Source organism: Pseudomonas sp. RA_35y_Pfl2_P32, assembly GCF_963970735.1.
Lineage (GTDB): Bacteria > Pseudomonadota > Gammaproteobacteria > Pseudomonadales > Pseudomonadaceae > Aquipseudomonas.
In genome coordinates this window covers 1-255 of sequence record NZ_CAXAQF010000437.1, presented here as the reverse complement: position 1 = coordinate 255, position 255 = coordinate 1, and the positions used below count along the sequence as shown (strand labels likewise).

Sequence of the window (255 nt, the reverse complement as noted above, 5' to 3'; positions counted from 1 at the left end):
GGTAAAGATCGGCTACTTGGCATCAGCAAACGTGGCGATGCTTATCTGCGAACACTGATGATCCACGGTGCGCGCTCGGCCCTGCGTACAGCCAAATCCAAAGACGATCGGCTCAGCCAGTGGGCTGTTCGTTTGGCCGAGCGATCACATCCCAATGTGGCCGCTATCGCGCTGGCCAACAAAACCGCACGCATGGCTTGGGCGATGCTGCGCAACGGGACCGATTACCAACCGGATCGGGCTGCGGCCTGATCT

At 59.6% G+C, this 255-nt stretch carries 1 protein-coding gene; it reads left to right on the top strand.

Annotated elements, in window-relative coordinates:
• On the top strand, positions 1–252 hold a 252-nt coding region (locus AACY45_RS29055), incomplete at its 5' end, for a transposase (protein ID WP_339548914.1).
• Positions 253–255: the final 3 nt, after the last annotated feature.